Source organism: Pseudarthrobacter sp. 10T415 (assembly GCF_056394175.1).
Genome location: NZ_JBFTHJ010000005.1, coordinates 59,748 through 79,791, shown reverse-complemented (window position 1 = coordinate 79,791; position 20,044 = coordinate 59,748). Strand labels below are relative to the sequence as shown.

Annotated in this window: 21 protein-coding genes; 12 read left to right on the top strand and 9 right to left on the bottom strand. The window is 66.6% G+C overall.

What is annotated here, in order from left to right:
- Positions 1 to 27 precede the first annotated feature (27 nt).
- The 3 genes from AC1DBN_RS09245 to AC1DBN_RS09235 form a co-directional block, all read right to left on the bottom strand.
- Positions 28 to 1,101, bottom strand: coding sequence for an extracellular solute-binding protein (locus AC1DBN_RS09245; RefSeq protein ID WP_091716783.1), 1,074 nt, complete (start codon positions 1,099 to 1,101; stop codon positions 28 to 30).
- 169 nt (positions 1,102 to 1,270) lie between these two features.
- Complete coding sequence (locus AC1DBN_RS09240; RefSeq protein WP_314212825.1) at positions 1,271 to 1,705, bottom strand: acyl-CoA thioesterase; 435 nt, start codon at positions 1,703 to 1,705, stop codon at positions 1,271 to 1,273.
- Positions 1,706 to 1,765: 60 nt separating this feature from the next.
- The gene (locus AC1DBN_RS09235) at positions 1,766 to 2,269 is read right to left on the bottom strand and encodes a GNAT family N-acetyltransferase (protein ID WP_091723714.1); all 504 of its coding nucleotides are present in this window, start codon (positions 2,267 to 2,269) and stop codon (positions 1,766 to 1,768) included.
- A 165-nt stretch (positions 2,270 to 2,434) separates the two neighbouring features.
- Here AC1DBN_RS09235 and AC1DBN_RS09230 point away from each other — a divergent pair, with 165 nt between their 5' ends.
- The 3 genes from AC1DBN_RS09230 (at position 2,435) to AC1DBN_RS09220 (ending at position 4,124) form a co-directional block, all read left to right on the top strand.
- Positions 2,435 to 2,953 carry a MarR family winged helix-turn-helix transcriptional regulator gene (locus AC1DBN_RS09230; RefSeq protein ID WP_314212828.1) on the top strand — a complete coding sequence of 173 codons (519 nt, stop codon included), beginning with the start codon at positions 2,435 to 2,437 and terminating at the stop codon, positions 2,951 to 2,953.
- 65 nt (positions 2,954 to 3,018) lie between these two features.
- Positions 3,019 to 3,252, top strand: a complete 234-nt coding sequence (locus AC1DBN_RS09225; protein ID WP_314212829.1) for a hypothetical protein — start codon at positions 3,019 to 3,021, stop codon at positions 3,250 to 3,252.
- Positions 3,249 to 4,124: a serine/threonine-protein kinase gene (locus AC1DBN_RS09220; protein WP_477723053.1), complete on the top strand. Its 876-nt coding sequence runs from the start codon at positions 3,249 to 3,251 to the stop codon at positions 4,122 to 4,124. The genes AC1DBN_RS09225 and AC1DBN_RS09220 overlap by 4 nt, the downstream gene beginning before the upstream one ends.
- 25 nt (positions 4,125 to 4,149) lie before the next feature.
- On the opposite strand, the gene AC1DBN_RS09215 is transcribed toward AC1DBN_RS09220, so the two are convergent.
- The gene (locus AC1DBN_RS09215; protein ID WP_091716777.1) at positions 4,150 to 4,824 is read right to left on the bottom strand and encodes a histidine phosphatase family protein; all 675 of its coding nucleotides are present in this window, start codon (positions 4,822 to 4,824) and stop codon (positions 4,150 to 4,152) included.
- A gap of 143 nt (positions 4,825 to 4,967) precedes the next feature.
- On the bottom strand, positions 4,968 to 6,410 hold the full coding sequence (gene purB, locus AC1DBN_RS09210) for an adenylosuccinate lyase (RefSeq protein WP_477723052.1): 1,443 nt from the start codon (positions 6,408 to 6,410) through the stop codon (positions 4,968 to 4,970).
- Positions 6,411 to 6,572: 162 nt separating this feature from the next.
- Between purB and AC1DBN_RS09205 the strand changes: the two genes are divergently transcribed.
- Positions 6,573 to 6,875 (top strand): hypothetical protein, encoded by a 303-nt coding sequence (locus AC1DBN_RS09205; RefSeq protein WP_091716773.1) that lies wholly within the window; start codon positions 6,573 to 6,575, stop codon positions 6,873 to 6,875.
- Positions 6,875 to 8,245, top strand: a complete 1,371-nt coding sequence (locus AC1DBN_RS09200) for a hypothetical protein (protein WP_477723051.1) — start codon at positions 6,875 to 6,877, stop codon at positions 8,243 to 8,245. Before AC1DBN_RS09205 ends, AC1DBN_RS09200 begins: the two co-directional genes overlap by 1 nt.
- Positions 8,246 to 8,252: 7 nt before the next feature.
- On the opposite strand, the gene AC1DBN_RS09195 is transcribed toward AC1DBN_RS09200, so the two are convergent.
- Positions 8,253 to 9,179: a hypothetical protein gene (locus tag AC1DBN_RS09195; protein WP_477723050.1), complete on the bottom strand. Its 927-nt coding sequence runs from the start codon at positions 9,177 to 9,179 to the stop codon at positions 8,253 to 8,255.
- A gap of 230 nt (positions 9,180 to 9,409) precedes the next feature.
- The gene (locus AC1DBN_RS09190) at positions 9,410 to 9,835 is read right to left on the bottom strand and encodes a phage holin family protein (RefSeq protein WP_477723049.1); all 426 of its coding nucleotides are present in this window, start codon (positions 9,833 to 9,835) and stop codon (positions 9,410 to 9,412) included.
- A gap of 208 nt (positions 9,836 to 10,043) precedes the next feature.
- Here AC1DBN_RS09190 and AC1DBN_RS09185 point away from each other — a divergent pair, with 208 nt between their 5' ends.
- The 7 genes from AC1DBN_RS09185 (at position 10,044) to AC1DBN_RS09155 (ending at position 19,068) form a co-directional block, all read left to right on the top strand.
- Positions 10,044 to 11,408, top strand: coding sequence for a pectate lyase family protein (locus AC1DBN_RS09185; protein ID WP_477723048.1), 1,365 nt, complete (start codon positions 10,044 to 10,046; stop codon positions 11,406 to 11,408).
- A complete protein-coding gene (locus tag AC1DBN_RS09180) occupies positions 11,408 to 13,291 on the top strand; it encodes a pectinesterase family protein (RefSeq protein ID WP_477723047.1) in 1,884 nt (627 codons plus the stop codon). The genes AC1DBN_RS09185 and AC1DBN_RS09180 overlap by 1 nt, the downstream gene beginning before the upstream one ends.
- A gap of 107 nt (positions 13,292 to 13,398) precedes the next feature.
- Positions 13,399 to 14,517: a histidinol-phosphate transaminase gene (gene hisC, locus AC1DBN_RS09175; RefSeq protein ID WP_477723046.1), complete on the top strand. Its 1,119-nt coding sequence runs from the start codon at positions 13,399 to 13,401 to the stop codon at positions 14,515 to 14,517.
- A gap of 149 nt (positions 14,518 to 14,666) precedes the next feature.
- Positions 14,667 to 15,908, top strand: a complete 1,242-nt coding sequence (gene pdhA, locus AC1DBN_RS09170; RefSeq protein ID WP_477723045.1) for a pyruvate dehydrogenase (acetyl-transferring) E1 component subunit alpha — start codon at positions 14,667 to 14,669, stop codon at positions 15,906 to 15,908.
- Entirely contained in the window at positions 15,908 to 16,888 is a 981-nt protein-coding gene (locus AC1DBN_RS09165; protein ID WP_477723044.1) for an alpha-ketoacid dehydrogenase subunit beta, read from the top strand. The genes pdhA and AC1DBN_RS09165 overlap by 1 nt, the downstream gene beginning before the upstream one ends.
- Positions 16,889 to 16,895: 7 nt before the next feature.
- On the top strand, positions 16,896 to 18,431 hold the full coding sequence (locus tag AC1DBN_RS09160) for a dihydrolipoamide acetyltransferase family protein (RefSeq protein ID WP_477723043.1): 1,536 nt from the start codon (positions 16,896 to 16,898) through the stop codon (positions 18,429 to 18,431).
- Between the two features lie 19 nt (positions 18,432 to 18,450).
- Positions 18,451 to 19,068 (top strand): phosphatase PAP2 family protein, encoded by a 618-nt coding sequence (locus AC1DBN_RS09155; RefSeq protein ID WP_172829884.1) that lies wholly within the window; start codon positions 18,451 to 18,453, stop codon positions 19,066 to 19,068.
- A 22-nt stretch (positions 19,069 to 19,090) separates the two neighbouring features.
- On the opposite strand, the gene AC1DBN_RS09150 is transcribed toward AC1DBN_RS09155, so the two are convergent.
- Both AC1DBN_RS09150 and AC1DBN_RS09145 read right to left on the bottom strand, forming a co-directional pair.
- Entirely contained in the window at positions 19,091 to 19,429 is a 339-nt protein-coding gene (locus AC1DBN_RS09150) for a hypothetical protein (RefSeq protein ID WP_091716754.1), read from the bottom strand.
- A gap of 154 nt (positions 19,430 to 19,583) precedes the next feature.
- Positions 19,584 to 20,012 carry a universal stress protein gene (locus AC1DBN_RS09145; protein WP_045732676.1) on the bottom strand — a complete coding sequence of 143 codons (429 nt, stop codon included), beginning with the start codon at positions 20,010 to 20,012 and terminating at the stop codon, positions 19,584 to 19,586.
- Between the last annotated feature and the right edge of the window lie 32 nt (positions 20,013 to 20,044).

The window sequence follows — 20,044 nt, the reverse complement described above, 5'->3', positions numbered from 1 at the left end:
GGGCGGAGGCGGAAGGCTGGCGCCGGGCTACGTCATGTACTCGAGTTCGATCTTCTCCACCCAGGCGCCCATGTTCTCCTGCACGAACTCCCAGTCGATGTCCTGCTGCTTGAGGTCCGCGAAGAAGTCCACCACCTCGGGGTTGGCCTGTGCCTGGGCAGACTTGTTCACGGGCATGGAGTTGAACTGCTTGGCGAACTGGCCCTGGACGTCGGCACTGCCGAACCAGTCGATGAATTTCTGGGCCTGGTCCTTCTTCTTGGTGCCCTTCACGAGTGCGATCTGCTCCACCGCGAGGGGGACGCCAACGGAAGGTATGACGGTTTCCACGTTCACCTTGAAAGACTTTTCCCGGTCGGCAATGATCGAGGACGGCATCTGCCCCATATCCACCTCGCCCGAGGCGATGCGGGCGAAAAGATCGGTCTTGGCCACGGCAGGGCTGCCGTTCTGGAAGTACTGTTCCACCTGCTTCCAGCCCTCATCGGAGATTCCGAGGTCGCCGGCATCGTCACGGTACCGGCTGAGGATGCCGGCGAAGACCAGTTGGGCGGTGGCGGTGCCCAGGCCGGTGACCCGCTCGTAGCGGGCCTTGAACTCATCCTTGGTCCACAGGTCCGTCCAGTCCTTCGGGGCGGCATCCTTGGAGAACTTGTCCGAGTTGTAGCCCAGCAGGATGGCCTGCTTCACCAGCGGCCAGTACGTCTCGCCGTCCGCCAAGTGGGTGTCCACCTCGCCGGCCCAGGCGGGCTTATAGGGTTCCAGCGCGTCCGCGGCCTTGACCTGGGAGAAGTACATGTTGTTCAGCCCGAAGGCGACGTCCGCGATGGGGTTGTTCTTTTCGGCGATGAGCTTGTTGGTGGCGTCGGCGCCGCCGGCCCCCACAATCTCGATCTTGAATCCGGCTTCGCCTGCCTTCTGGGTCAGCCAGTCCCCGCGGCCTTCGCCGTTGGAGTTGGTGTACACCACCAGGGTGTCGCCGGATCCTCCGGCCGGGGCGGAAGAAGCCTCGCCCGAGGCTCCGGGTGAGGCTTCTCCGCCGCATCCGGCAAGTAGGGTGACGGCGACGGCGGCGGCAACCAAGGTCTGTAATTTACGCACGATCAGGACTCATTTCTGCACTGGAACCGGAGCATGTCCGCACAGCCTATAGCCGGGCATGCGGAATGCGGGGCTGCTATTGCTATCGATTCGATAAACAGCCCGGCTGCCTAAGTTGGTCCAGCGAAGAGAACGCCTGGTGGATTAGGAGTGAACGCGGGGTGAAGCGTCAGTCCTGCTGCAGTGTTTCGGTCAGGTGGTGGGTGGGGATCCTGTCCCTGTCGTAGGTGATTTCGGTGTATCCGTGCGGTTCCGGTTTGCCGGCGTTGTCGAGGTTAACGAAGACAATTTCCTCGATGGTGAGGATGCTTTGCCGGGTGATCATGTTGCGCACTTCCGCCCGCATCGTCAGCGAGGTCCGGCCAAACTTCGTGGCGGTCAGGCCCATTTCAATCAGGTCGCCCTGGACTGCGGAGCTCACGAAGTTGATTTCCGAGATGTACTTCGTAACGGCCCGGCCATTGCCCAACTGGAGGATGGCGTAGATGGCGGCTTCCTCGTCGATCCACTTCAGCAGGCTTCCGCCGAACAGGGTCCCGTTGGCGTTGAGGTCTTCTGGCCTGACCCATTTGCGGGTGCGGAAGGTGATGTCTGCTGTTTCCATAGGCCGAGGTTAGCCGAGGCCGGTGGGACCGCATGCAGTATGACGCCCCACGTATCAGCGCTACGCCATGGCCGTGTGGGCTGCGCTGTGCGAGTCGATGCTCTTGGCGTAGCAGGACGAGTGCTTGACGCCAACGTAGGGGCCGAAATTGGGCACCGGCTCGAAACCGGAGTTTTGGTAGAAGTTCCGGCCGTCCGATTGGGCCGAGCCTGCCTCGGCCTTGATGCGGGTGATGCCTTGCTTGTAGGCCTCAGCCTCCAGGGCAGCGAGGACAGAACTGGCCACGCCGGAGCCGCGGGTATACGGGACCACGTAGAGCCGTTTGATTTCGGCGGTACTGGCGTCCAGCAGCCGCAGCCCGCCGCAGCCCACGGGCTGGCCAGACCCCTTGTCGTACGCCACGAGGAAGACGGCGCAGTCAGCTTCCGACGGCGGAGGGCCGGGTTCGTGGTCTGCCGTACCGAAGCGGGCGTCGAGTTCGGCCTGCTGCGCGCGCCGAAGGTCTGCTCCCACAGGGTGGGACCAGGCAACCTGCCTGATGTTCAGCCGCGGATTGGTCTGCATGTAGGCCTCGATTCGCCGAAGGGTTATGCAGATCAAGGCTAGGAGCGGCGGGTTACGCGGGTGTTTCCTGCCGGTAAGGGTCCGGATAACGTCACATGCCCGGAGCGGAGGTAGCACTCGCAACTAGCTTGGCTGTCTAGTTAGCAGTTGGCCTAAGATATGGGCATGGCTTCTACAGGCAACGAGGGCTCCGGCTACTGGTATGGACCCGACGGGCAGCTGGACTACGGAGCGGCGGTCCTCAAGTCGCTGCGGGACTACAGGGCGGCGGAGACGATCATCCGCAGGTCCACCCGCGACTCCATGGGCATGGGCGAAACCGATATCCTCGCCCTCCGGTACCTCCTGCGCGCCCAGGCCTCCGGCAAGACGGTGGTCCCCAAGGACCTCAGTCAGTTCCTGGGCATCACCAGCGCCTCCACAACGTCCCTGATCGACAGGCTGGTGTCCAGCGGGCACGTCCGCCGCGAGGCCCACCCTTCGGACCGGCGCTCGGTGGTTGTCGTTCCCACTGTGGAGTCGGACACTGAGGTCCGGGAAACCCTCGGCGCCATGCACCGGCGGATGATGACCGTCGCGGAGTCGCTCAGCGCCGAGGAGGCAAGGATCGTCGTCGCGTTCCTGCAGCGGATGGCGGATGCCATTGGCGTCGTGGAAGAAGAGCACCACAAATTATCTAGCTAAACTAGCTAGTTGCTCTAGTTATATGTATGCTTAGGATCAGCCCGGGAATACTGCCTTATGGAGTAGTGAGCGCGTTGATCACTTTTGAGAAGACCTCTGCTGGGGAAGCAGAGCATACCGTTCACTGCGGCACGCCCATGGACCTGGTGACGCCCGCAGTGGGGCGGGCCGCCATGGGGTACTCGTTCGACCCGGACGACTTCGTGCCGGTAAAGCTCCCGCCGGTGTGGCGCTGCCAGTGCGGTTTCCAGCTTGATGCCTGGGTACCGTACGGCGGACCCATTCGGGCGTCCCGGTGATCGCCGGCCGCTTCCTGCTCCGGGAGCGGTTGGGCCGCGGTTCCATGGCCGAAGTCTTCCGGGCGGTTGACGTGGCGGGGGGTCCGGACGTGGCCGTCAAGGTGGCGGCCGACAACTCGGACAAGCACCATTGGCGCATCCACAACGAGGCAAGGGTGCTCGCATCGCTGCGGCACCCGTCCATCGTCAGGTTCATCGATCAGGGAGTCATGCCGGCCGGCACCTATCGCCCGGGGCATGCCTTCATGGTTGAGGAGCTGGCGTTGGGAACCAGCCTCTCCGAAGCTGTGCGATCCGACCGCCACAGTGCCGACGCCGTGGCGGTGTGGGCGCGGAGCATCTTCAGCGGCCTGGCCCACCTGCACACCGCGGGACTGGTGCACCGGGACATCAAGCCGGGAAACCTGATGCTGAGCGGCCTACGGCGAAGCCCGGTCCGGGTCATCGATTTCGGCATCGCGGCGGTGGCGGGCACGGCACCGGAGCCGGGAATCTCGTCCGGAACAGTCCATTACATGAGCCCGGAACAGGCTGCAGGCGGGGTTGCCGATCCCGCCTGGGACATCTATGCCATGGGCCTGGTCCTGCTGGAACTGCTGACCGGATCCAAGGCGTTTCCAGGGACGGCGGTGGAGTCACTCGTGGCCAGGACCCTCAGGAGTCCGCACATACCCGAGTCCCTGGGGCCGCGGTGGCACCACTTTCTGAGCTCGCTGACGGCAATGGAAAGCGGCGAACGCCTAACGGCGGATGTCGCTTCCGCGATGGCCGCGCGGCTGGTTCCTCCGGCTCCGGCCGCCTCACCAATTCTGCGCGGCGCCCCGCGACTTCGGCTGGCAGCGGCCGCGGCGGGGTGCGCGCTTCCCCGGTAGCAGGCCAGTCGCCGGGAAACCGGCGCTACGGGCGGCTGACGTCCTGGCCGGTGGGATCTTCGGCCGTGGGATCCGCCAAGGCCAGGCCGCCCACCGGGCTGCCTGCCCAGTGGATCAGCTTCCAGCCACTGTCCGGATCGCCCTCCAGCGCCACGATTCCGGTGTTGGCCAGCACATGCTTGGCCGCAAACTCATGACCGATGCCCTCGGCGCGGAGCCCGGCCCAGGTCCTGATGGCTGCACCATGGCTCACCACCGCCACGGTGTCCCGCTGCCCGGCGGTCCGTTCGATGACCCTCGCAATCGCGGCGTCGAACCGGCCGAAGAATGCGTGGCCGTCGGGTCCTGCGGGCATTCGGGCGTCCAGGTCGCCGGCGGCCCAGGAGATCACCGTACCCATGTAGCGCTTATGCGACTCATGGTCCGTCAGCTTCTCCAGCGAGCCGGCCTCGATCTCGTGCAGCCCGTCCAGCACCGTGGTCTCCAGGCCGTGAAGCCTGCCCAACGGCGCCGCGGTAATCTGCGTGCGGACCAGTGTGGAGGCGTAGAGCGCCCGGATGGGTTCGTTGGCCAGCGACCGCGCCATGGCCTCTGCCTGCCGTTCGCCCAGTTCGGTCAGGCCGGGCCCCGGGTGGGCGGTGTCCAGTTGGCCAAGGACGTTTCCGGGAGTCTCTCCGTGGCGGATGAGCAGCAGCTTCATGCCCTCCAGTTTCGCACTCCCTCGCGGTGCCGCCGAAACGCCCGGCACCCAGGCCCGGCCGGCCCGCCGCGGATAAACGAAAGGCGCCGGACCCTCCCGGGCCCGGCGCCGCCGTCGTACGTGTGGGGGTAGCCCCACGGGGCTTACTTGAGGTGGTCGACCAGCTGGTCCGCGATGCCCGTGTACTTGCCGGGAGTCAGGGCCAGCAGCCGGGCTTCGGCGTCGGCGGACAGGCCCAGGCCCTGCACGAATTCCTGCATCCGCGCGGCGTCCACGCGGTTGCCGCGGGTGAGGTCCTTGAGCCGCTCGTAGGGGTTCTCCATGCCCTCGACGCCGGCAATCGCCTCGGCGCGCATCACCATCTGGATCGCCTCGCCCAGGACTTCCCAGTTGGTGTCCAGGTCCCCGGCCAGCACGTCCTCGGCCACGTCAAGGCGCTCCAGGCCCTTGGCCACGTTGGAGATTGCCAGGAGGGAGTGGCCGAATGCCACGCCGATGTTGCGCTGGCTGGAGGAATCGGTGAGGTCCCGCTGCCAGCGGGAGGTCACCAGGGTGGAGCCCAGGACGTCCAGCAGGCCGGAGGAGATCTCCAGGTTTGCCTCGGCGTTTTCGAAGCGGATGGGGTTGACCTTGTGCGGCATAGTGGACGAGCCGGTTGCGCCTGCCACCGGGATCTGCGCGAAGTAGCCGATGGAGATGTAGCTCCAGATGTCCGTGCAGACGTTGTGCAGGATGCGGTTGAAGCGCGCCACGTCGGCGTACAGCTCTGCCTGCCAGTCGTGGCTTTCGATCTGGGTGGTGAGCGGGTTCCAGGTCAGCCCCAGGCCCTCCACGAACGACTTGGAGACCTGCTGCCAGTCGGCCCCGGGGACGGAGGCGACGTGCGCGGCGTAGGTGCCGGTGGCGCCGTTGATCTTGCCCAGGTATTCGGTCTTGGCAATGCGGTCCAGCTGGCGGGTCAGGCGGTGTGCGATGACCGCCAGTTCCTTGCCGAGCGTGGTGGGGGTGGCCGGCTGGCCGTGCGTGCGGGACAGCATGGGCACGGCGCGGTTGTCCTCGGCCATCGTGCTGATCTGTGCCACCAGGGCGCGGGCTGCGGGCAGCCACACGTCCTCCACAGCACCCTTGACGCCGAGCGCGTAGGAAAGGTTGTTGATGTCCTCGGACGTGCAGCCGAAGTGGACCATGGCGGTCAGGTTTTCGATGCCGATGGAGGGGAGGCGGCGGCCGATGTAGTACTCCACGGCCTTCACATCGTGCACGGTGACGGCTTCGATTTCGGCCAGTTCCGTCACGGAAGCGGCGTCGAATTCGGTGACGACGGCACGCAGCTGCTGCTGCTGTTCCGCGGTCAGGGGGCCCGCCCCGGGGAGGACGTTGTTGCTGGTCAGGTGGATCAGCCATTCAACTTCGACGGCCACGCGGTCCCGGTTGAGCGCTGCCTCGGACAGGTAGTCGACCAGCGGGGCCACTGCCGGCTGGTACCGGCCGTCCAAGGGGCCCAGGGCGATTTTTTCCGTGGACGCGGCGAGGGCCAGGCGTCCTGAGGGCGTGCGGGTATCAGCTGTGGCGGCAGTTTCAGGCATGTGCTGATTCTTTCACGAACTCCGGCGGCGCCTTAAGTGGGCCGCTTACGTTACTTATCCACATGGCCGACGGCGGCACTTAGGCTGGTGCGCCGTCTTCCGTAGCGTGGGCCCCGTCAGCAGGTAGGCAACAGGTCCGGGGTGCCCGGGGAAAGAGGTCACATGGGAAACATCCTGGGGGATGGACTGCCGGGCGCCGCCGAGCACGTTGCCGCTGATTTGTTGCCCTTGGTGAACCGGCTTGCACGGTGCGGGGCGCGCGTCGAGGAAGCTCTGGCCCATCTGCGGGACATCCAGATGCTGGAGTGGCAATCGCCGGCCGGGCGGGCGTACCGGGACACGGTGGGCCGGCAGGGCGCAGCCCTGCGCCAAGCTGTCGACGCCCTGGAGGTGGCGAGGGCCGCCGTCGCGAGGCACGCTGCGGACAGTGTGGCGGCGGCGGCCAGTGCCGGCAGGATGCCCTGATGGACTTGGCAGATGGGGCCTATCCCGAGCCCGTCAGGCTGACCGGTGCGTCGCGGGACGGCCACCTGAGCATCCGGGGTGGCAGCGGCGGCATCGGGGTCCAGCTCGAGGAGTTGACTGCGGGCGCCGAAAAACTTGAGGCTTTGGCCAGTGACCTGATTGTCGTGGAACAGGAGGCCGGACGAATCCTGGACCAGCTCTGCTGGGCTGACCGGCAGCCGCCGTGGTCCGCTTCCGGGCACATCGCGGCAGTGCGGGACGGCCAGTGGCGGGTCCAGGCAAGCCGGGCGGAGCTGCAGCGGATCAGCAGCCAGGTCCGTGCCTGCATGCGTGATTACCAGGACGCGGAGTGGCGGGCCAATGTGGGAAGAAGCCTCGGATTCGCCGCCATGACGGAAACCGGTCTCTCGTGGGCCACGATGGCAGCCACTGGCGTTCCGGACCGGAGGGTCACCGAAAACGTCATTGCCATGATGCAGTTGGCGGCGCCCCAGGTGCAGGCAGTCAACGAACACGCCCCCTTGATCCGGGATGCCTTGATGGCGTTGGTGGCAACCTTCATCCCGCGGGACATCACGCTGCGGAAGCAGGAAACGGTCCAGGTGGACCTTGACACGTCGCCTGGAGGGTTGCTGGCGCGGCTCCAGGAAGTGGAGGCCCGTGGTACCGGAGCCATCGAGGTCCTGGAAGTGGATAACGGCGGCGAAACGGCCTACGTGGTCATTGTTCCGGGGACCCAGGCTGCCGGAAAGGACGCCGGCGGTGACAACCCCTTTGATGAGGCGGGCATCGTGGAGTCCATGCTGTACGACTCCCGGGAAGTGAATGAGGCTGTCCTCGCGGCGCTAGGCGAAGCTGGAGCCGAAAAGGGTGCTCCCGTAGTTGCTGTGGGTTACAGCCAGGGCGGCATCCATGCCATGAACATGGCCGCCGATCCGCGGGTGTTGGCGCAGTATGACGTGAAGTATGTGCTCACCGCCGGGTCTCCGGTGGCGGGGATCACCACCCGTGAGGACGTGGAGTCCCTGCACCTTGAGCATCAGGCCGACTGGGTCCCCGGCAGCGACGGTGCCCCCAACCCCGAAACCCGCAACCGGGTGACCGTATCGGTGGACACGCCGATCGAGCCCGGCGGGGACAAAGGGCTTGGTCCCGGACACCGGCTTAGCGGCTATGAGGACGCAGCACGGCTCGTGGCGGCGAGCGATGATCCGTCGCTCGTACACTCCACGGCGGCCCTGGGCGGTGTGCTCGGCGCCGGGGGAGCGGCCTCGGCCACGCGCTACTCCCTGACGCGGGCCAAGGGCCCCTCCACCACCCTTGCACCGCCGGATCCCCGCTCCCACGAGCGCCACCTTGGCGGACGCTAGCCGGTGTTCAGGCGATTTGGGCGGCAGGTATCTCGGCGTAGCGGTTGGAGCGGGTCTTCGCTGGAGCCGGGGCAGGCTCCGGGGCTGCTGGCGGAGCGAGCGCCGGCGGTGGAGCCACCGGCTGTGCCACGGGGCAACGGAAGTTGTAATCGAGGTTGCCGGCGGTAAATTGCGTGAGCGCGACGACGCCGCCGGAGGTGAGGGGAGCGGCCCCGCAAAGATCCGCCGCGCTGGAGGTGGATTCAGCGCCCGCCAGCCAGCTCTTCAGGGAGTACAGGTTGCTGTGGGGGCCCAGGTCACCCACAATTTCGCCGAACTGGTAGCCGGTGGAATATATGCCCACCTCCACCCCGGCGCCCTGCAGGTAGGCGGTCATGCCCTCCAGCTCCGCGGTGTTGGCAGCCTTGTTGGACAGCCAGCTGTTCCCGGTCTCGACGTCCAGCCACCACGTGCGGTGGGCCGCACCGCCTCCTGCCCCGGCGAGGCTCCCCGCGTCGTTGTAGGCCATCGCATAGCCGTGGACATAAGCGCAGGCGGGGGATGCGGTGCCATCGCACATCCCGTAGGGGTTGGCGATGTCCGCACCCATCACGCTGTTGTTTCCAGGCCACCACAAGGAGCCCACCGGGCCAGTCGAGGCGGTGTTGACGTAAATTGCAGACGGAACTCCTGCCGCCGCCTCGGAGCTGCGGTCCGCCCAGGCCAGTTGCTCCGCTAGGCAAGGGTTCGCCGTCGTTGGCCGGCCGCCGTTGACGCCCACCACGGCAAACGCCGGCGGTGCAGGCAACTGACCGCCGCATTGCGGCCAGGAAACATCGTTGCCCAGAACGGCGGACTCCTGGGGAAGCGGCACCGCCCCGGAATCCGCGCGGGCCGGTCCCGCTTGCCACGCCAGCAGCAGGCAGGCCGCAGCCAGGATTGCTCGTGCCTTCATTCTTGTCCCCCGTATCCGGAACTGACAGCTACGGGCCTGTCGCCGGCCCCGTTCGCAGCCTAGGAGCGGTGGCCCCGGGCGGTCATGGGTAGCGGGTACTGGAGTTTCGGCAGCCGGCCGGAGCACGCCACCTGCCGGGTACCTGTTTCAGCCTCTTCCGGTACTTGGGCCGCAGCCGCAGGCCTTTGGGCCACCTTCAGGAAGTTCGGCGGCGCGGGGTTATGGAAACTTCAGCGCCGGCTGCCGGGCACCAGCCCGGCCACCAGTGACACCAGGGAGATGATGATAGCGGCCAGGATGGCCGTCCAGAAGAAGGAATCGATGGTGAGATGCACGGGGGTGTAGCTGCTGATCCAGGCTGTCAGGTAGAGCATGGCGGCGTTGATGACGATCGCGAACAGCCCAAGCGTCAGGATGGTGATCGGGAGCGCAAGCAGGCTCACCAGCGGCCGCACCAAGGCGTTGACCACGCCGAAAATGAGGCCGATGAACAGGTATGCCAGGACTATCCCGATGGTGTCGGTGTCCTGCGAGATGCCGGTCCGTGCCACGGCATCGGAGGCGGCAGTGCTGGTGATGTCCATGCCCGGCAGGACCCAGCTTGCTACCCACAGGGCGGCTGCGTTGAAGATGACCCGAAGAATGAAGGAACCCATGGCCCCATGCTTCCACAACAGCCTTCGGACATCCTGGCAAATTCTGCCCCGGAGCGCGCTGCTGGCCTGAGCTCAGGAATCTTGCAATTCTGTCAACCCTATTGACAGACCAGAAAGCGGTTTCACAGACTAGAGAAACCGCTTTCTGATGTGCCGCACAGCGAAGTCGGCAGCGGAGGCGGTTCATTCCAATGGAGGAAGACAGCACATGCGCATCAAACGTCCCTTGGCAATCGCAGCAACGGCGGCAGCGGCGGCGTTCTGCCTGCCGGTCCAGGCCATGGCCGCCCCACCCCCGCCGCAGTCATCCCCCACGGCCCAGACCGTGAGGCAGCCGCTTGAGCGCCAGGTCCTCGCGGATCGGGACGGCTGGGCGTCCTCCGGCGCCGGAACAACGGGAGGATCCACCGCCACACCGGACCGAATCTTCGACGTCCGCAACCGGACTGAGCTGGTCTCCGCGCTCGCGGCAACCGGCACTGAACCCCGCATCATCCGCGTCCACGGCGACATCCGGGCAAACACCGGCCCCGCCGGCGAACTGAGCTGCGCGGACTACGCCGCAGGCACGGGGTTCTCCCTTGAGCAGTACCTTTACGATTACGACCCCGCCCGGTACGGAACTGACCAGGAGCCGGCCGGGGAGCAGGAGAGTGCCCGGCGCAAGGCCGCAGCTAACCAGGCCGCTGTCATCCGGTGGGACATCCCCAGTAACACCACCATTGTGGGTGCCACCGCTGACAGCAGCATCACCGGCGCCGCCATGCGCATCAACCGGGCCAACAACGTGATCTTCAGGAACCTCACGGTCCGGGATTCGGCTGACTGCTTCCCTGCCTGGGACCCCACCGACGGCGACCACGGCAACTGGAACAGCGAGTACGACCTCCTCCAGGTCATCAACGGATCAACGAACGTCTGGGTTGACCACTCACACTTCACTGATGCCCCCAACCTGGACATCAACCAGCCCTCGTACTTCGGACGCCCTTACCAGGTCCACGACGGAGCGGTGGACGTCACCAACGGCTCAGACCTGGTCACGCTCTCCTACAACCGCTTCTCCGACCATGACAAGCTCCTCCTGATCGGATCCACCGACTCGACCAGCCGCGGAGACGTCGGCAAGCTACGCGTCACCATCCACCACAACTCCTTCGAGAACGTCGGCCAGCGCGCCCCGCGGGTCCGCTACGGCCAGGTGGACGTCTACAACAACCACTTCACGACGTCGGCCGCCTCGCCGACGCCCTACACGTACACCTTCGGCGCGGGCGTCGAGTCCCACATCTATGCCGAGGCCAACGCCTTCACCCTGCCCCGGGACATTCCAGCGTCCTCGCTGATCAGGCACTTCAAGGGCCAGGCCATCACCACCGTGGACAATACGGTCAACGGAAAGCGCGTGGACCTCCTGGCCGCGTACAACTCTGCCGCAACCGCCGACAAGCAACTGTTGGCGGACGGATCCTGGACTCCCACATTGCGGACCAAGGTCCACCCGGCGCAGGCAGTGCCGGCCCTGCTGAAGAACAACGTGGGTCCCGTTTTTACGGCAGGCGGGGGAAACTGATGGCGGCATTTTCACGCAGCCGGCGCGCTGTCCTGGCAACAGCGGCAGCAGGCGCCGCAACGGTGGCCACTGTCCTGGCGGCCCCCGGGGCAAGCGCCTCCACATCAGGCCGCCCCGCCCGGGCGCAGTCCAGCAGGAATCCGGTGATCTTCGTGGTGGGGGATTCCACCTCGTCCGCCTACCAGCACTCTGAGCGTCCCCGGGCCGGCTGGGGCCAGGCCCTGCCCCTGCTGCTCGGGCCGCAGGCGACGGTGTTCGACTACGCCTGGTCCGGGGCCTCGTCCAAGAGCTATGCCGACGCCGGCTTGCTGGGGGAAGTGGCGGGGGCGCTGCAACCGGGCGACTACCTGCTCATCTCCTTCGGCCACAACGACGAGAAGGTCGAGGACCCTGCCAGGGGAACCGACCCGCAGACCACCTTCAAGGACTACCTCCGGAAATACCTGGACGCAGCGGCAGGCGCGGGCGCCACAGCCGTGCTGGTCACGCCGGTGGAGCGGAGGCGGTTCAGCCCCCTGGGAATCGCCCAGGACACCCACGGTGCCTACCCCCAGGCGGTCAGGGAATTGGCCGCAGCCGCCGGAATTCCCCTGGTGGACCTGACAAGCTCTTCCAAGGACCTGTGGCAGCGGCTCGGGCCGGACGGAACCACGTCCCACTTCCTCCATGCCTCCCCGGGCCAGTACCCCCAATACCCTGACGGAGTCACGGACAACACCCACTTCCAGGCTGCGGGAGCCCTGGCTGTCGCCCAGCTGGTGGCATCAGGACTTGCGGGACAACGGATTGTGCCGCCTGGTTGGTTCCAGAATCTGGAAGCCCCACTGGATCCGCTCTCAGCCATCTACTGGCCCAGCGAACGCCCGGTGGACAAGCCGCTGGTCCTCAACGTCGGGAGGGGGCACGCCTTCGGGACGGTGCAGGCCGCCGTCGATGCCGTGCCGGTGAACAGCACGCGCCGCACCGAGATCCGCCTTGACCCCGGTACTTACCGTGAGCTGATCCGGGTACCGGCCAACAAACCGAGGGTCTCATTCGTCGGCCGCGGGCAGGCGCCGGAGGACGTGGTGCTGGTCTACAACAACGCGTCAGGCACCCCGAAACCCGACGGCACGGGGCCCTATGGAACCGGCGGAAGCGCCAGCGTGCGGATCGACGGCCCGGACTTCAAGGCCGAGAACCTCACGTTCAGCAACGACTTCGACGAAGCCGCCAACCCCGACATGAAGAACCGGCAGGCCGTGGCACTGTTCCTGGCCGGGGACCGGGCTGTGCTCCGCAATGTCCGTTGCCTGGGCAACCAGGACACGCTGCTGGTTGATTCCCCCGTCCGGGGCGTGCAGGCGCGCTCCTACTTCACGGACTCCTACGTTGAAGGCGACGTGGACTTCATCTTCGGCCGGGGAACTGCCGTGTTCACCGGCTGCCGGATCCGTTCCCTGGACCGCGGGTCCGGCACCAACAACGGTTACGTCTCCGCCGGCAGCGTCAATATCGGAATCAAGCACGGATACCTGTTCACTCAGTGCCGGTTTGTCTCAGATGCAGCCTCCGGATCGGTCCATCTGGGCCGGCCGTGGCATCCCGGCGGAGATCCGGAGGCCATCGCCCAGGTGCTGGTCCGCGACTCGTGGCTGGGAGCGCACATCTCCGGCACGCCCTGGGCTGACATGAGCGGCTTTTCCTGGCGGGAGGCCCGCTTCCGCGAGTTCAACAACAACGGCCCCGGATCGAGGATCACCGCGGACCGGCCGCAGCTGGATCCCCGCCGGGCGGAGGAGTTCACTGCCGGAGCGTACCTGCAGGGGGCAGATGCCTGGGCACCGCAGCTGGCTGGAAGCAAGGCAGACAGTGCCGCGCTGAACGTGGGCCAGCCGGCGTAAGCCGCGGTGGAGGGTGCCGGACCGGGTCCCGCGGGTTCCGTGGCCCGGCCGGTGCCCCGGGTTCCAGCCCTGAACCCGCAAATACCCGCAGCAGTAGGCTAGTTTTCATGACCTCCTCTGAAACCCTGGCAGGCGGCGTCGCTCCGCGCCCGGTGGTGGGCCGGTTGCCCCGTTACGCCGCCGGAAAGCCGCCCGCCGCCGTCGACGGACTGGCAAGTTACAAACTGTCCTCGAATGAGAATCCACTGCCGCCCCTGCCGGCCGTCCTGGACGCCATCGCACGGCAAACAGATTTCAACCGTTACCCGGACCCGCTCAGCAGCAGGCTCCGGGCGGCGCTCGCGGAATTCCTGCAGGTTCCCGCAGAGGACATCGTCACGGGGGCCGGCAGCCTGGGTGCCCTTAACCAGATCCTGGCTGCCTTTGCCGGCCAAAACGACGACGGCAAGGCCGACGAGGTCATTTACGCCTGGCGTTCCTTCGAGGCATACCCCATCAGCGTGGGCCTCGCCGGAGCCGAAAGCGTTCGCGTCCCGGTCACCGCCGACGGGCGGCACGACCTCGACGCCATGGCGGCGGCGGTCACCGCGCGGACCAAAGTGATCCTCCTGTGCACTCCCAACAACCCCACCGGGCCCGCCTTGACCACCGCCGAAACCGAGGCCTTCATCCGGACGGTGCCGGCCAACGTGGTGGTGGTCATTGACGAGGCCTACCAGGAGTTCGTCCGGGACCCCGACGCCGTGGACGGCATTGCCCTCTACCGCAAATATCCCAACGTGGTGGTGCTGCGGACCTTCTCCAAGGCCCACGGGCTGGCAGGCCTCCGGGTGGGTTACAGCATTGCCAACCCCGAACTGACGCAGCACCTCAGGGTGGCTGCCACCCCCTTTGCCGTGTCGCAAATAGCCGAATCAGCCGCGATTGTTTCACTGCAGAATTTCGACCAGGTTGTAGAAAGGGTACAAAGCCTGGTGGATGAGCGGGTCCGCGTACTGAACGGACTCCGGGACCTCGGCTGGGCTGTCCCCGACGCGCAAGGCAATTTCGTGTGGCTGGACCTGGGTGATGACAGCGCTGACTTTGCGCAGGAAGCGGGGGCCAGGGCGTTGTCGGTCCGGGCATTCCCCGGGGAGGGCGTCCGCGTCAGTATCGGCGAGCAGGAAGCCAACACCCGGTTCCTGGAGCTGTGTGCGAACTATACAAAGGTGCCCCGGGGTTCCTAGCACTTAACAAGTAGGCCTGCGCCAACCTACTAAAGATAAAGTTAGGATCAGTAAGCCATTGTATATGCCGCTTCGGGAATGTATTCCTTGTGAGGCATATATCCCAGCGACATTGCATTGCATCCGCATGCGGGAAGCAAGGAGACGGTATGGGCACACATCTGCCTTCCACCGAGTTCGACGGAACAGCGGTCGACGACCAGCGGGAAGCTGACGCGGAAGCCGTCATGGGCCAACCCCCGGCAGAGATGGTCCAGTTGCTGGGCCCCGACGGAAAACTCGGCGCCGACCCCGTGTACAGCAGCTACGCGGACAAACTCACCCCCGAAGACCTGCGTGGACTGTACGCGGATATGGCCAGGATCCGGCGTTTCGACGTTGAGGCAACAGCCCTGCAGCGCCAGGGCCAGCTTGCGCTCTGGGTTCCGCTGACGGGCCAGGAGGCTGCCCAGATCGGTTCGGGCCGGGCCAGCCAGCCGCAGGACTACATCTTCCCCACCTACCGTGAGCACGGCGTGGCGCTGACCCGCGACGTGGACCTCGCCGAACTGCTCCGCCAGTTCCGCGGCGTGTCCAACGGCGGCTGGAACCCCAAGGACACGAACTTCCACCTCTACACGCTGGTCCTGGCCGCGCAGACGCTGCACGCCGTCGGCTATGCCATGGGCATCCAGCGTGACCAGAAACTCGCAGCCGCCGCGGGCAGGGCCGGAAACGAACCGGACGCTGCCGTCATCGCCTACTTCGGTGACGGAGCCAGCTCCGAAGGCGACGTCCACGAGTCCATGGTGTTCGCCTCCTCGTACAACGCCCCCGTGGTGTTCTTCTGCCAGAACAACCACTGGGCCATCTCGGTCCCCACCAACGTGCAGACCCGGGTACCGCTGTCCAACCGCGCGAAGGGCTACGGCTTCCCCGGCATCCGGGTGGACGGCAACGATGTCATCGCCGTGCACGCCGTCACCGAATGGGCGCTGGAGCATGCCCGCCAGGGCAAGGGCCCGGTCCTCATTGAAGCGTTCACCTACCGGGTGGGTGCCCACACCACCGCTGACGATCCCACCAAGTACCGCGGATCCGAGGAGGAGGACGCCTGGCGCGCCAAGGACCCGCTGGTGCGCCTGGAGAAGTACCTCCGCGCCGCAGGCCTGGCCGACGACGCCTACTTTGCCCAGGTCAAGGCCGACGGCGACGAGCTCGCCGCGTACGTGCGCCGCACCGCCCACGACCTCGAGGACCCGGACATCCGGGCCGCATTCGCCAACGTCTACGCTGAGGCGCACCCCCTGGTGGCTGAGGAACTGGCCTGGTTCGAGGAATACAGCGCAGGATTCGCCGGCGGAGACGAACCGTCCGCCCAGCACGGCGCAGCAGCAAAGGCAGGCCACTGATGACCACCATGACCATCGCCAAGGCCATCAACGAAGGCCTTCGCGCCACGCTGGCAGCCAACCCCAAATCGCTGCTGATGGGCGAGGACATCGGCCCCCTGGGCGGCGTCTACCGGGTCACCGACGGGCTCATCAGCGAATTCGGCCCCGACCGCGTGGTGGACACCCCGCTGGCCGAGTCCGGCATCATCGGCACCGCCATCGGGTTGGCGCTGCGAGGGTACAGCCCGGTCTGCGAAATCCAGTTCGACGGTTTCGTGTTCCCCGGCTTCAACCAGATCACCACCCAGCTGGCCAAGATGCACGCCCGCAGCCACGGCAACCTCACCGTTCCGGTGGTCATCCGCATTCCTTACGGCGGCGGCATCGGCTCGGTGGAACACCACTCCGAATCACCGGAGGCCCTGTTTGCCCACACCGCCGGGCTGCGCATCATCACCCCGTCCAACCCGCACGACGCCTTCTGGATGGTCCAGCAGGCCGTGCAGTGCCAGGACCCGGTGATCATCTTCGAACCCAAGCGCCGGTACTGGCTCAAGGGCGAAGTGGACACCGCAGCTCCCGGCCCCTCAGGCGACCCCTTCAAGGCCCACATCCTGCGCGAGGGCACCGACGCCACCATCGTGGCCTACGGTCCCCTGGTTCCCGTGGCCCTAGCGGCCGCCAACGCCGCCCGGGAAGACGGCCACAGCGTGGAAGTCATCGACCTCCGTTCCATTTCGCCGCTGGACTTCGACACCGTCACCGCATCCGTGGAAAAGACCGGCCGGCTGATCGTGGCCCACGAGGCCCCCACTTTCGGCGGCATCGGCGGCGAAATCGCTGCACGCATCAGCGAGCGTGCCTTCCATTCCCTTGAAGCCCCCGTCATCCGGGTGGGCGGCTTCCACATGCCCTACCCCGTTGCCAAGGTGGAGGAAGACTATCTTCCGGACATCGACCGCATCCTGGAGGCGCTGGACCGCGCCCTCTCCTACTGAGGACACCATGACGCTGAATAAATTCAACCTGCCGGACGTCGGCGAAGGCCTCACGGAAGCGGAAGTCGTTTCCTGGAAGGTCAAGCCGGGCGATGCCGTCGCCATCAACGACGTCCTGTGCGAGATCGAAACCGCAAAGTCGATCGTCGAACTTCCGTCCCCGTTCGCCGGGACCGTCACCGAACTCCTCGTGCCGGAGGGGGTGACCATCGACGTCGGGACGGCCATCATCAGCGTCAGCGACGACGTCGCGGGCGATCCCACGCCTGCTGACGTCCGGGCGCCTGAAGCACCGGCGCAGGCCGATGCGCCTGCGCAGCCGATGTACGGCAAGCTTCCTGATGATGCCCAGGACAACGGCGCGAACGACGCCGGCGCGCAGGGCAGTGCCCCGGCGGGTGGTCCGCTGGTGGGCTCGGGACCAAAGGCGGACGCCGTCAAACGGCGCCCCCGCGTCACCCGTACCGCTGCGGCGGCCAAGCCCGCCGACGCGGTGACGGTCAACGCTCCCGAAGTGGAGCCGGTCCAGCCGCATACCCCGGCAGAGGTCACCGGGCGCCCGGCAGCCGCCGCAACGCAGGGCGGCCAGGCCGCCGTCGTGGACACCCGTCCCACGCTGGGTGGCACCATCACCGGGCTGGTCAACCGCGTCCTCGCCAAACCACCCGTCCGCAAGATCGCCCGGGACCTCGGGATCGACCTGGCCGACGTCGTGGCCACCGGCTCCCGCGGCGAGGTGACCCGCGAGGACCTGGTCAGCTACCAGGCGCAGCGCGACGCCGAACTGGACAAGGCGGACGGCTTCTGGGGCAAAGCCGGAAAGCCGCAGGACCAGCGGATCGAGACTATCCCGGTCAAGGGCGTGCGGAAGGCGACCGCGAAGGCCATGGTGGAATCGGCCTTCGCCGCCCCGCACGTCAGCATCTTCGTGGATGTGGACGCCAGCCGGACCATGGAATTCGTTAAACGGCTCAAGGCTTCACGGGACTTTGAGGGCATCAAGGTCTCGCCGCTCCTTATCCTGGCCAAGGCCGTCATCTGGGCTGCCGCCCGGAATCCCAGCGTCAATGCGTCGTGGGTGGAGAGCGGTGACGGCAGCGGGGCTGCCGAGATCCAGGTCAAGCACTTCATGAACCTGGGTATCGCCGCGGCAACGCCCCGCGGCCTGATGGTGCCCAACATCAAGGATGCGCAGGACCTGTCCCTGAAGGAGCTGGCGCTGGCCCTGAACAACCTGGCCACCACGGCGCGTGCGGGAAAGACCCAGCCGGCGGAGATGCAGGGCGGCACGCTGACCATCACCAACATCGGTGCCCTGGGCATCGATACCGGCACGCCCATCATCAACCCGGGCGAGGTGGCCATCGTCGCCTTCGGCACCATCAAGCAGAAGCCGTGGGTCCTGGACGGGGAGGTCATTCCGCGCTGGATCACCACCCTGGGTGGCTCCTTCGACCACCGCGTGGTGGACGGCGACCTGTCCGCCCGGTTCATGGCCGACGTCGCGGCCATCCTGGAAGAACCCGCGCTGCTCCTTGACTGAGGCGGGGGCAGGGACTGGCGTGGCGGCGTCCGGCCGCGCCATCCGGGTGAAGAATAAAACCGCCCGGTGGCTGACCGAGGCGTTCCAGCCGCCGGTGGTGGTCACCGTCCAGCTGCTGATCAGCCCGCTGGTCCAGGACGGTTTTCCCGCCACCATGGCCTACGGGGCGCTGGCTGCCCTGTTTGTCTGCGTGCTGCCGCTGCTCCTGCTGCTGGTCCTTGTCCGGCTGGGAAAGGTCACGGACCACCACGTCAGCGACCGCCGGCAGCGCCTTCCCGTGCTGCTCATGGCCCTGGCGTCCATCCTTGCGGGGCTGCTGGTCCTGACGGCAGCAGGTGCGCCGGCCAGCGTCATCGCCATGGTGCTGGCCGTGGTGGGGGGAGTGGTGGTGCTGGCAGCCGTCAGCCCATTCTGGAAGATGAGCGGGCACGCCGCCGCCATCTCCTGTTCGGCCGTTGTTGCGGTCCTGATGCTCGGCGCCGCGTGGACACCGTTGCTGCTGCTCATCCCGGCGGTCGGCTGGTCTCGGGTGGTCCTGCGCGCCCACACGCTGGCGCAGGTGGTGGCAGGCTCGCTCTTCGGCGGTGTGGTGATGGCCGGGATCTGGTGGCTGCTGAGGCTCTGGCTGGTGCCGTAGGCGGCTTGTGCGGCCGGAACTGCTAGTAGGCCGGGTAGGCGTACATCATGTCCACGGCGGCAGAGTCGCCCATGGAGGAGGCGATGACGACGGCGGCGCCCACCATGAGTGCGGCCCAGGCCGTTGCGGCACCGGTCATGATGGAGAGCAGCTTCCAGTCCTCGCGCAGGACGCTGCGGACGGTGCGGGGGAGGTTGAGGTCCGGGGCGATCATGTTCGGCGCGGAGTCGGTGGTGCCGTCATCCAGCAGCGCAACCACCGTGCCGTTGCCGCGGTCCACGCGCATGGAGCAGATGTGGTTTCCGTGGCGGGCCAGGAGGATGTCGTGGCCTACGAGCTGGCGGCGCTGAAGAGTGATCAAGGGGTCCCCTCTAGTGGTGGGTTGTTGTCGTCCGCACCGTTGGGGGCTCCCTCAATTTTATCGTTTCGCCCGTAGCTGAATGGGTTTTTTGGGCGTGAGAACGCCCACCCCCCGCAGCGATGTGCGCCACCACGGGGAGTGTCGGGCGTAACTCCTAGTCGGCGTCGTACGTGTTCGCGATGTACACGTCGCACGGGGCGTTGTGTGCCACGCTGTTGGCCACGCTGCCCAGCACCCGGCCGATGCCCTGCATGCGCCGGTTTCCCACCACGATGATCTTTGCGTCCATGCGGAGGGCTTCCTTGATCAGGGCGTCCGCCGGACGGCCGCGCGCCGCCGAGTAGGTCACCTTGATCTGCCCGCCCAGGGACTCGGCCACCGTCCGGGCCACGTGCTCGGCCCCGTCCGCGTCGGAGACGATCCACTGGTCACTGCCACTGCCGAAGACTTCCGTGCGGTCGCTGTCAAAGGCCGAGACAACGTGGAGCGTGGCGCCCAGCGCTGCTGCCAGGTCCCGGGCCGACTCTGCGGCCTTCTTGGCTGTACCGCTCCCGTCGACGCCTACAACGATGGTTCCGCTCATGAAATGCTCCTTTGCTTGGTTCCTGACGGCAC